The sequence below is a fragment of the Viridibacillus sp. FSL E2-0187 genome (assembly GCF_038006425.1).
Lineage (GTDB): Bacteria > Bacillota > Bacilli > Bacillales_A > Planococcaceae > Viridibacillus > Viridibacillus arvi.
In genome coordinates, this window is record NZ_JBBOVG010000001.1 from 1,028,977 (window position 1) to 1,041,105 (window position 12,129).

Below are 12,129 nucleotides of genomic sequence, written 5' to 3' on the forward strand. Positions count from 1 at the left end.
TCCGAGGTGAGTTGTCTTGTTACGAGAACTATCGATTAAAAATTTTGCAATAATTGAAGACTTAACAGTAGGTTTTGTTGAAGGATTAACGGTTTTAACAGGTGAAACAGGTGCCGGAAAATCAATTATTATTGATGCGGTACAGCTATTAGCTGGTGGTCGAGGTTCTCAGGAATTCATCCGTCACGGTGCTAAAAAAGCCGAGCTTGAAGGACTCTTTGGGATTTCTTCTGAAAACCACTCTGCTTACCAAAAATGTGCAGAAGCTGGGATTGAAATTGAAGAGGGAATGGTTATTTTACGTCGTGATTTAAATGACAATGGGAAAAGTGTTTGTCGTGTTAATGGAAAACTTGTTCCACTTTCCATTTTGCGTGAAATAGGCGCAACATTAATAGATGTTCATGGCCAGCATGAAAGCCAAGAGTTAATGGATGATAAGAGACATATCTCCTTGTTAGATCAGTTTGCAGGTGCAGACATTGATCCATTGAAAGAACGTTATAGTGAGGAATACTCTGCTTATCGTGAATTGAAAAAGGAACTTGCTGCAATTTCTCTTGGTGAACAGCAAGTAGCCCAAAAAATTGACCTTTTTTCATTTCAAATTAAAGAAATTGACGCTTGCCAATTTCGAGCAGGAGAAGAAGAAGAACTAGCTGAAGAACGTCGTAGGTTGATGAACTTCAATAAGATCTATGAACGATCCAATACGGCACACGAAGCCATTCTGGGTGAATCTAGAGGACTTGATTGGATTGGGCAAGCTATGACCGATCTTGAAGAAGTTGCTACATTGGATCAAGATTTTAGAGAGCATTCAGATAATGTATCAGCTGCCTTTTATTCTTTACAAGAAGCAGCATTTCAAATAAAAAACATATTAGATGACCTTGAATTTAACCCTGAGCGTTTGAACGAAGTAGAGCAACGTTTAGCTTTAATCCAATCGATGAAGCGTAAATATGGTGCTACACTTGAGGACATACTAACTTATCGTGAAAAAATTGGAGAAGAACTGGAATCTCTAATCAATCGTGATGAAAATATGCAAAAAAACGAACAACAACTAAATGATTTGAAAGAAAAGTTACTGCTAACAGCAGAAAAACTAACCGAAGTTCGAAAAAAATCCGGTCGAAAACTAAGCGATGCCATTATGCAACAACTACGAGCGTTATATATGGAAAAAGCAGACTTTAGTGTACATTTTGAACCTATAGCTGCAGATCAATTCGATCATAATGGTTTAGATCGTATTGTATTCTATATTGCAACCAATGTTGGTGAACCACCGAAGCCTTTAACAAAAATTGCTTCTGGTGGGGAATTATCTCGTATGATGCTAGCTTTAAAAACGATTTTCTCTTCAACGAATGGTATTACATCAATTATTTTTGATGAAGTAGATACAGGCGTCAGCGGGCGTGTTGCTCAAGCAATTGCTGAAAAAATTTCAGCTATTTCAATGCATTCACAAGTGCTTTGTATTTCACATTTACCACAAGTTGCAGCGATGGCTGATCATCATTATTATATTAAGAAACATGAAGAAGCGCATCGAACAGTGACATCACTCACTGAAATATTTGATAATGCGCGAATCGATGAAATTAGCCGAATGATGTCTGGCGCAGAAGTGACAGAGTTAACATTCCGACATGCAAAAGAATTGGTAGAAATAGCTAACGGTCGAAAAAAAGCAATGACCATTTAATTAGTAAACTGTCTGTCCCAACCAATTGGGCGGGCAGTTTTTTACGTATGTATTGTTTTTTAAAAAACTTCAATGTAAAACCTTCCACCTTCTCCAATCATCCAATTCAACTCAAATATTTACCGTACATAACATGCTAAAACAAAGCCATAGTAAAAGGACGATGAGGAGGTGAAAAATGAAAAATCAAATGCGTTATGTCATGCAGTTTGTCGCATTATTATTTGCCATTTTGCTACTACCATTTGGTGTTTCTGCCAAAAGCTTAATTCCGATGGGACATTCAATAGGTGTAGAACTTCAACTTCAAAATGTCTATTTAACAAATGATGTGCTCCTTAAGAACGGCACTTGGTTGAAAGCAGGAGATACTATTCAAGCCATCAATTCTCAACAAATTAAAACGCTTGAAGAGGTTAAATCCCTATTTGTTAGTTCTTCAGGTAAATTAATGGATGTGAAGCTAAAACGTCAGCAAAAAATACAACATATTAAGATCATGAAGGAAGAGCTTGAACCGATGTTATCTTTCTTTAGAGATCAGACTGACGGAATTGGTACATTAACCTTTATTGACCCAGATACAAAGGAATATGGAGCGTTAGGTCATCAAATTATCGACTCGGTTGTTTCAGCACCACCTAAATTTTCGTCCGGATCAATTTTCTATGCATCCATCGAACAAATAAAAAAGAGCGTACCTGGAGAACCAGGTTATAAAATTTCATCAATTGAACATAATGCTGGACAGTTAGGAAGTATTGCCGAAAATAATGTGTACGGTATATTTGGAAAATGGTCGAATACTTTAGAACAAGGTTTACCTAAACCTATGGAAATCATGCAACCTTCTGAAATAAAAGTCGGTAAGGCACAGTTGTTAACGACTATTGAAGGGAAAAAAGTAGAGGCATTTGATGTCAAAATTACCAAAGTAGATGACAAATCATTGCAATTTGAAGTGACAGATGCGCAGTTGAAAAAGAAAACTGGAGGCATTTTACAAGGTATGAGCGGAAGTCCGATTATACAAAACGGACGATTTGTAGGAGCTGTCACACATATGTATATCGAAAGTCCTGAAAAGGGAGCGGCTATTCCTCTTACAGAAATGTTGAAAAAGCAACCATCTTAAAGGAAGGTGCTTTTATATATCCATTAAACTTAAGCTGCACCAGGGAAGCTGGTGCAGCTTTTTTTTAGAAATGTTCTTATTGGAAAGAATATGTGATAAAAAGCATTCTTTTTCTCTGCTACTTTTGTTACAATAAAAGTGACAAATAATCGACAAATTGTTTGGAATGAATGAATACTGTCGAAATACATAGTATCTCTATGTCTACATACTTATTTTTTTAAGAATAAAAGGTATTCTTGCAAAAAAGTCGAATTATCCACTTTGTATCAAAAACGAGTTTACTTTAATTCATCTTGTCGGTTTTGATCGTGTTTAACGGAAGCGCAAGCACAAAGGAGGAAATAATAATGCGAAAAGTAAAAGTTGCAATTGCAGATGATAATCGGGAACTAGTTCGTACATTAGAGATGTATCTACAAAATAGCCCAGAAATTGAAGTCATCGGAACGGCCCCTAACGGTAAACTTTGTTTGAAAATGTTAGAGGAACAAGTACCAGATGTTCTATTATTAGATATTATCATGCCTCACCTGGATGGTTTAGCGGTTTTGGAAGTTATGCATGAAAACGAAATTTATAATGATGTTCAAGTGATTATGCTAACGGCATTTGGCCAAGAAGATGTAATGAAACAAGCAGTGGACTTAGGTGCATCGTATTTCATGTTAAAACCTTTTGAATTTGATCGTCTTGTTTCAAAAGTTTTACAATGTGCAGGTCATAAAACAGAAAAAACAAAACGTGTAAGCGTTCTGCAAGGGTCACAGCCACAACAAATGGATCAACGTCAACTTGATGCAACGATTACAGGTATTATAAAAGAAATCGGTGTGCCAGCTCATATTAAAGGCTACGCATACTTAAGAGAAGCTATTCAAATGGTATATATGGATGTTGAGTTACTTGGCTCGATTACGAAGATTTTATATCCAGATATAGCGAAAAAATTCGATACAACATCATCACGTGTTGAACGTGCTATTCGTCATGCTATTGAAGTTGCTTGGAACCGAGGAAACTATGAATCTATTTCGAAAATGTTCGGTTATACTGTCCATCACTTAAAGAGCAAACCAACAAATAGCGAATTCATCGCCATGATTGCCGATAAAATTCGTATTGAAACGGTTGCTAGCTGAAAGGGTTAGGATATTGATAAATCAATGTTTTAAGGTAGTTATCAGTTGTCAGACTGCAAAATTATTCACCGATAAACTACTTTATTGAACCTATAATTAACTAAATATATGCGTGTAAATACTAGCGCACTTTCATTTATTGAGTTTACAAAAATTCGATTAAGTTGGAGGTGTGTTTTTTTGCGTTCAAAAGAGAGGCAGATTACAGAATTCGATTTACAGTTGGATAGTTTCATGTTGCATTGTGATGCTAAACATTTATCTACAAAGACATTAAAGAGCTATGAGCAAACATTAACATTATTCGGCAATTATCTAAAACAGGAGTTGAAAATTGAAGATGCTTCAAAGGTTAAATCATCCCATATAAGACATTACATTAAGTATTTGAGAAGTAGGGGTAAATACACTGTTACGGCTTCAGATAGGTCTTTAGACATTAACTATCCAAATAGACGAGAAGATTATCAAAAGCCAATGAGCGATGTCACAATAGCAAATTACACAAGGAATATGAAGGTATTTTTTAATTTTTTGAAAATGGAACAAGAAATTATTGAAAATCCCATGAATACTGTAGAAAAGATTAAACCGAAGCGAAAGCAGAAACAACTATTATCACCAGTAGAAATTAAATTGATGTTAGGTGCTTATAATCTCACTAAATTTCACGAATATCGAACATGGATACAACTACGTTTGATTTTAGACACAGGTTTAAGAGCAACTGAATGCTGTTCGTTATTACCAGAAGACGTTGATTATCGTACTAAGTCAATTCTAGTTAAAAATTCGAAGAATGGACATGAACGCTATGTGTTTTTTGGTCATAAAATGTCAGTTGATTTAAAACGATGGATGCAACACAGAGACCGCTATAGTGATAGTCCATATTTATTTCCTACAACAAGAGGAACGAAGTTAGATGTAACTAATTTCGAAACAACGGTGAGGAGAAAAGGGAAAAGTATTGATTTACATGTGCATCCTCATCTATTGAGAAACAACTTTGCTAAGTATTATTTAATAGAAGGAAATGGGGACTTTGCTACACTTAGCCGTATTCTAGGGCATTCAAGTGTTGAAACGACAATGAAGGCATATCTTGATTTAACTGATAGAGAAATAGGAAAGAAGTATCAGAAACATAGTCCATTAAACAATTTGGATATTTAAACGCAAAAAAAGAGGGTTAGTGATTGCACTCACTTGCCCTCTCAACTCAATACAGCTACACGCAAATACAACTGAATATGAGTGTTTAACACGCCTTCATTTTACTTTAAAAAAAGTGGAAATGTCAAAGGTCTAGTTTCCTATTGTCTTTTTTAGGTGAAATGAGGTCATGTTTACGCTCATTGGTGGATAGCCAAATAACACCAATAACTAAACTTGACAGGTTATGACTTAGCCGATGCGATAAATAAGTCTAGGATACAACTGACGGATTCCTTGTTTTCCGTTGTATCTGAATGGTGTTAGCAACCATTAAAGGCTAGGAGTGGTAGAATTGAACGTTCACGGACGTTGTAGCACATTTCGTAGATTAATTGTTGTAGAGTTCCGCAAAGTCGGATATACATTAACTTGTACAAGTATGATCGCATGTATGAGCAATTATGAACTGTCAGGGGCAATGGAAGATTAGTAGAAATGTGAAGTTGAGAAACTTGCAATAAAACAAGGTCATACAATACTCGTCCATCATGACGTTTTGTGGGATTATTGTCTGTCTTGTTCCGAGTAGATTATATTTGTCTATTTGGAAACTAGGCAGACAAATTATCGCCAAGCCTGAGCCAAGCAATCAGTTTTGTGCCAAAGATCGTAAGGCAAAGTCAAGTAATTAAAGAGCAAAAAAATACTTGTCTTGTAACGGTTATTGAATGTAGATATTATACGTTATTCATTAGTGTTAAAATGTTAGAATTCGTGAACATTTAAATATAAATCACAATATCATTCGATAATTACTAGTATTATGCGGTGACAATAAGAATTGTCTACAAAGGAAGAGAAATAAATGTTATAAAATAGAACGATAGTTATAGCCGTACTCTCCCAGCGTGTACAAGAGTCGACTGCAAATGGTACTTATGGATAGAGAAATTAAAAAAAACGTAAAAATGGCTATTTTTGCAGAAAATGTTCCGAAAAAATGCTCGCACCCCTTAATACATAAGGCTTTATGTCGTCCCCAATAGGAAGGATAGAGAAAGTCTTAATATATAATATAGAGTTAAGGTCACATTCACTCTATATGCAGTTTCTATACATTTGAAAAAAATGGTAAACATTGATGTGACGGCATTTCTTAACTTTCAGTTCAAATTACACCAATAAAATGTGAAGTTATTAAGACTTTATAAAAAGTGACTTGAAACTTACTCTCCCAATTGGTGTAGCAATTCATATGAAATTTTTATTTCTTGAAAAATAACTTGAAACTTACTCTCCCAAAGGTTATGCATGAAAATGTATAATAGTCTATAAAGGAAAGGATAGTGTATACATATGTATAAAAACTTTGGAAGAGGAAAAGAGATGTTATAAAATAGAGTAACGTCATGAGCCTTACTCCCCCAACGGGTACAGCGATTTTCTAAGAAAAATATTTTTCTGAAAGTGGCTCCAGCTCTACTCTCCCAATGGGTACAGCGATTTTGAGATAATGCTATCTAAAGGAAGAAGTATAAAGTCACAAGAACATTAGTATTATATTTTTAATATATTCGACAATTCGATAATTAAGTCACTACTTGATCATAAGTGGTGGCTTTTTTATATAGATTCAAATTTACACTACAAAATTAAATCATTTGGAGGAATGTCATTATGTCAAAATTCATCAAATCAGTACGAATTGCTTTATTCGGTGAAACAGAGTTTGAAAGGTTTCAACGCAAACTGGATGAAGTACACGACAATATTATGTTGTTACAGAAAGAATTTAAAGGATACAAGGAATAATCAATCACTAGGGTGACCATGTGACCAGTGAGTGTCTCTAATAGATTATTCTATAACATTTACAAGTAATAGCTAAAACAGCTCACAGAGAGCATTAGGTATCTTAAAACGATATGGAGGAATTCGGAATGGAAGAAGTAGTACAAGAAACTATCACAAATGAACAAAATGAACAGGTTAATGATACACCTGCTGAAACAGTCTTAAAGGTTGATTATGATGCTTTGGTAACTAAAGTAGAGGAATTGGAGGGACAAGTTCCTAAATCTCTCACAGACACTGAAATCAATCTTAAAAAGCGTGAGGATGAACTGTTTAATAAAGAAGTCAATCTCACATTAAAAGAAAATGATTTAGGGTTATTTGCACCACTATTAAAGGTTTCGGATGAAAAAGAATTAACTCAATCAATCGTTATTTTGAAAGAAATTGTGAATCAAATGAAAGTTCAAAGTGGCTATATTCCTAAAGAGTCAACTTCAATTACTCAATATGAAGAAGCAAGTCAAAAGAAAGACGTTGCTGGTATGATCGGTGCTAAATTGCAAGGATTGTTCGGGAAGTAATTCCCTTCAATATATAGAATGACATACATAAAAAACTAAAATTAGAATGGAGAATGTACATATGTTTACATCACAAAACTTTACAGCAAACGAAAAAATCTCATTATCGAAGGAAATTGCCGAAATTGGCAAGCAGAGCACTCCTCTTACATCTTTATTAATGTCTAAAGGGAATATAGAAAAAGCATTATCAACTATCTACAACTGGAGAGAGAAAACGCTTGATACAACAGATGATCTTACATTTGCAGAGGGTTCTGTTACAGACACATTCCAAGCATCGGTTCGTAAAGAGTACAATAATATTTTACAAATATTTAAAAAGGCAGTTGAAATTTCTGGATCGAGTGAAGCCATGCAAGCAAATCAACTTTCGCAAGAGGTGACAGACCGACTTGTAGAAATGAAACAAAACCTGGAACGTACTCTAATCATTGGCTTAAAAGATGATGGTTCTACAAGTGGTAAACGTAAAATGAGTGGTCTAATTGAGTTTGCAGATACTACTAATGCGGTAACAGGTAAAATTACAACTACAGTAGATTTAACTAAACAAGCAGCACGTAAATTGTGGAATCAAGACATTGCAGAAGGTAATTTATATGTACTTATTGGTGCAGATGCAAAAGAACAAGTAGATGAATTCTACAAAGGTTCCTACTCTTATCAACACGTTACAACTAATTTTGGAATTGTTGTAGATAGCATAAATACAAATTACGGAACATTAAATTATGTACTATCTAAACATATCCCAGCAGACAAAATTGTAGTATTTAATGATAGTTATGTTGATTTGGTAACATTACGTGAAGCACACTTTGAACCACTTGCTAAAGTTGGAGACTCAAATCGTGGGCAAATTTTGGGTGAGTATTCTATGAAGGTAGGCTCACCTAAAGGTATTAGCGTTATCACAATTACAAAATAATACATATTGAAATGTGGGGGACGGATTACCGTCCTCCTATTTTTATTTATGAGGATAAACTAAGGAGATGATTCCATGAACAGAACTAACTTTTTCTTTTGCTACAACAAAGCATTTGTAGATGAATTAATAGAATATGGCTTCAAATACATAACTCGTGCAAGAAACTTAAAAACGAATGGCGTATTTACAATGTTCCACTTAGATGATGAATTACAAAAATACTTAGCGAGTCATACAAATAATAAAAACTAAAATACTGAATCGAGGAAACTAATTATGACAAACCAATTAACTATTAAAAATTTCTTTTTCTGCTATGATGCAAAATTATCAAACTTCATCAAGGATAATAACATACCTTATTTTATGAAGGCTCGTAGTATGAAGGATAATAAAATTTTCACTATGTATAAGCAAACTGAACAATTACAAACTATATTGACTGAGTGGAAGAAATAAGACGACTTAATCAACTATTAAAATTGAAAAATCCAGAAGGTTATATATTTGCCATAATTACTTAATCAAGTTATACGGTGATTGTGTGATTTCACTATTACTATTACTGTTACTGTTACTGTTAGTTTCATACTTACTTATTTAATTTTTAATTTTATTATCAATTTTATAATTATTAGGTAAGTATGATTAACTCGATTGTACCCTATGGCAAAATTGTAACCTTCTGAAAAATATACTGTTAAACAGGAGAATCGACTATGAGAAACAATGTGAAATTTAATGAGAAGTATACTATTAACTATGAAGATGAAAATAATATTGCAATGCCAAATGAATTATTTACAACTTTATTAGATTGGAAAGATAATAAGCAAATTAAAGCAAATCACATACCATTTACATATGCCTACCTGTACTATCACACATATCTTTATCGTTTTGTTAAGTATGATATACATGTACCTTCAACGAGTGATATTAAAGTGGATTTAGGATATGCGAAGAATTATAAGCCTATCGACTACATTATAAAGAAAGATGGGTTATTGGATAGCGAAGGCATAACTATTTCAACTTCCGATTTCCCTGTCATACAGGAATGGAAAGATGAAAATGGAATGATGTATGAACGTGTTAAAATTTCTACATTATCTAGTTTAAATGATGAGTATCATAACTTCGTACATGATTGGAAAAAGGAACGCAATATTAATCTAAAACAAACAATTAAATATCCAGTGTTCGCATTTTTCAGAGATGTGACTACTTATGATGAAAGTGTTGTCTATGAGGATTCCTTATATGATGGCACTTTTTATTTTGCTGAAAATACCACAATTATTGATATTCGAGTATTTGAGTTTTGTATGAACAACAAGGATTTAGGTGTAAATGGATTCTATTTATATGCTTACTTGAAAAATCAAAACTACAAATATAATGATGATTTTAAAGCGACACGTATTCGTATGGCAAAGGAAACAGGTATGTCAGAGCGTACTGTACAAACTTACATGAACGCTTTACGTGAGCATAATCTAGTTAAGGCTATTTATAACATGGAGTGTTTCAGTTTAGCAATTAAAGATGATCGTATACCTAATACATATGTAGTCAATGAACATGCTGAATTTTCAATTGAAAAGGTTGTATATGGAAAGCAAGTATTCATTACAAGAAAAGAACATGAAGAAAAATACAAAGAAGAAATAAAGGTGAAAGAAAGTTATAAATGTGATATAGCATTGACTTTTTTACCTTTTTAGTTAGTTAAAGGTTAGTTGAAGAAGGAGAAGAATGATTTCTTTGAATAAATGTTATTATTAAGCATACAAACAAAAAACGCATATTTATGTTATATTTGTATAAGAGTGGTATATTTTACTGCTATTTCAATTGTAGTTTTTTGTTAATTGATACAACAAAACTTGGGAATTTGTCTGCGTAGGAGGTGGATTAGATGAAATATATTCCTATTTTTTTACTTACCTTTTTACTAAGTATAATCATATATTTTGTATTAGGCGCAGTAGGACTTCAAGATTATATTGATGGGTTAGTAATTTCTGTAGGGCTTATTATTGTTGCTTTACTTTCTATTATTATTAGTTTATTAGTAAACATTAATAGAAAACTAAATAAGTAAAATGAGATTTTATAACTCTATTATCTCAGTACAACAAAAGATAATAAAACTATATAAACTAGAATATCATATCCTGTCTAAAATAACTCCAAATATTGTTTTTTTGATAAATTTATGTAATTACTTGTAATTTATTGAAGTAGTTGTTATGGTTGTATATAGACAGGAGATGATTCAATATGCTTAAAAAAATGGGAATAACAAGTATTTTTTTGACGATGTTATTTTGTTTTAGCATTGTTGTGAGTGCAGAAGAAAATCAACAAGAATTAACGAATGAGGAAAAAGACTACCTAACGGAAACTATTGGGTTTTCTGAAGAGCAAGTACAAACAATGCCAACTGAAGATGCAAAAATGATTGTTGAGGGTGAAGGAGAAATCGTTTCTAGTTTCGATGAGATATTCACTTTTGACGAGTCTAATATTGATGAGATTACTCCTTTTGCCATCTCTACTAGCAAATTAAAATTTTCTGGTGATGTTGTAAAGGTGAATAGTACGCTTTCTGGATATAAAGCATTTTATGCTTATGCTGATTTCCGCTGGTTATCGCATCCCGTAAACAATCTTACTGATAAAATATCCGTAGGTCTTCCAAGTGATTTAGGTGTTTATTTTAAAACTAGTAACGGAAGTGTCGTAGATTTCTATTCTTCGACTTCTCTTTATAATAGTTCAACAGGCGGTAGCACTCTATTATCTTCATCAACAAAACCATCCAAATTTGTTGTCGGTGGAGGCGTTGTAAGTGCTCATGATTTACGCGTAACAGTAAATGCATCCCAGAATAATGCAGGGCGTATTTCTCAAGTTTTCTATATTAAAAACTCTAAAGGTTCAGGGAAAGCAAATATTGCATTTAATTATGGTCATCAAAGAGGTACTGGCTCAGTAGGCGTAAGTGTAGGAGGCGGTGGGTTTGGTATTAGTCTTACTCCAACCATTAGAACTGATGTTCGTGAATATATAAATTCTTTCAATTATTAAAATTTATAAAAAGCAACGGATGTTAATCCGTTGTTTTTTTGTTGATTAATAATGCAAGGAAAATAGAGTTGATTCTACACGTTTGTAGAGCCAACTCTATTTTTTCGTTTTAAATCAAAAATATAATTTAACATAGTCTAAAAGAATGGAGGAAAATAGATGACAAATTTACATGAAGCAATAAAACAAATTGATGATAATAAAGCAAAATATTTTAGATATAAATTTCCAGATTTACGTTTTGATCAATCAACAGAATTGAAAACAGAAGATGATTTTTTAAAGTCAGTCAATCGCAAGTCAATGAATAGTTTCTTTAGATGGGAAAAGACAGATGAATATAAGGCATTATCAATTTTATATATGAATATGAAGATGACACAGGATTACGAAAAGATTTATAAGGTAGTGTCAGAACAAGCAGTTACAGGTGATGAGAAGGCTATTAAATTGTTTATATCATTGCAAAAAGATATACAATCTAATGTAAAAGTGGCAGCGAGTATTTTAAATACTGGATCAACTGAGGAAGAATCTGAAGATGACAGTTTATCATTGGAGGTTTAAGT

At 33.2% G+C, this 12,129-nt stretch carries 13 protein-coding genes; all 13 read left to right on the forward strand.

What is annotated here, in order from left to right; translation table 11 throughout:
* The first annotated feature begins 16 nt into the window (after positions 1-16).
* The 13 genes from recN to MHH85_RS05065 all read left to right on the forward strand — a co-directional run bounded on the left by recN (position 17) and on the right by MHH85_RS05065 (position 12,127).
* On the forward strand, positions 17-1,717 hold the full coding sequence (recN, locus tag MHH85_RS05005; protein WP_340706125.1) for a DNA repair protein RecN: 1,701 nt from the start codon (positions 17-19) through the stop codon (positions 1,715-1,717).
* A 178-nt stretch (positions 1,718-1,895) separates the two neighbouring features.
* Positions 1,896-2,852: a SpoIVB peptidase S55 domain-containing protein gene (locus tag MHH85_RS05010; RefSeq protein WP_193740347.1), complete on the forward strand. Its 957-nt coding sequence runs from the start codon at positions 1,896-1,898 to the stop codon at positions 2,850-2,852.
* A 350-nt stretch (positions 2,853-3,202) separates the two neighbouring features.
* Positions 3,203-3,994 carry a sporulation transcription factor Spo0A gene (gene spo0A, locus MHH85_RS05015; RefSeq protein WP_038184908.1) on the forward strand — a complete coding sequence of 264 codons (792 nt, stop codon included), beginning with the start codon at positions 3,203-3,205 and terminating at the stop codon, positions 3,992-3,994.
* Positions 3,995-4,195: 201 nt separating this feature from the next.
* Positions 4,196-5,170 (forward strand): tyrosine-type recombinase/integrase, encoded by a 975-nt coding sequence (locus MHH85_RS05020; protein WP_340708124.1) that lies wholly within the window; start codon positions 4,196-4,198, stop codon positions 5,168-5,170.
* A gap of 334 nt (positions 5,171-5,504) precedes the next feature.
* The gene (locus MHH85_RS05025) at positions 5,505-5,642 is read left to right on the forward strand and encodes a hypothetical protein (protein WP_340706126.1); all 138 of its coding nucleotides are present in this window, start codon (positions 5,505-5,507) and stop codon (positions 5,640-5,642) included.
* A 1,187-nt stretch (positions 5,643-6,829) separates the two neighbouring features.
* Positions 6,830-6,964: a hypothetical protein gene (locus tag MHH85_RS05030; protein WP_340706127.1), complete on the forward strand. Its 135-nt coding sequence runs from the start codon at positions 6,830-6,832 to the stop codon at positions 6,962-6,964.
* A 128-nt stretch (positions 6,965-7,092) separates the two neighbouring features.
* Positions 7,093-7,530 (forward strand): hypothetical protein, encoded by a 438-nt coding sequence (locus tag MHH85_RS05035; protein WP_340706128.1) that lies wholly within the window; start codon positions 7,093-7,095, stop codon positions 7,528-7,530.
* A gap of 61 nt (positions 7,531-7,591) precedes the next feature.
* A complete protein-coding gene (locus tag MHH85_RS05040; RefSeq protein WP_340706129.1) occupies positions 7,592-8,461 on the forward strand; it encodes an SU10 major capsid protein in 870 nt (289 codons plus the stop codon).
* Between the two features lie 75 nt (positions 8,462-8,536).
* Positions 8,537-8,716, forward strand: a complete 180-nt coding sequence (locus MHH85_RS05045) for a hypothetical protein (protein WP_340706130.1) — start codon at positions 8,537-8,539, stop codon at positions 8,714-8,716.
* Between the two features lie 467 nt (positions 8,717-9,183).
* A complete protein-coding gene (locus tag MHH85_RS05050) occupies positions 9,184-10,191 on the forward strand; it encodes a replication/maintenance protein RepL (protein WP_340706131.1) in 1,008 nt (335 codons plus the stop codon).
* Positions 10,192-10,385: 194 nt separating this feature from the next.
* Positions 10,386-10,571: a hypothetical protein gene (locus MHH85_RS05055; RefSeq protein ID WP_340706132.1), complete on the forward strand. Its 186-nt coding sequence runs from the start codon at positions 10,386-10,388 to the stop codon at positions 10,569-10,571.
* Positions 10,572-10,750: 179 nt separating this feature from the next.
* On the forward strand, positions 10,751-11,560 hold the full coding sequence (locus tag MHH85_RS05060; protein ID WP_340706133.1) for a hypothetical protein: 810 nt from the start codon (positions 10,751-10,753) through the stop codon (positions 11,558-11,560).
* Between the two features lie 159 nt (positions 11,561-11,719).
* Positions 11,720-12,127 (forward strand): hypothetical protein, encoded by a 408-nt coding sequence (locus tag MHH85_RS05065; RefSeq protein ID WP_340706134.1) that lies wholly within the window; start codon positions 11,720-11,722, stop codon positions 12,125-12,127.
* Positions 12,128-12,129 lie beyond the last annotated feature (2 nt).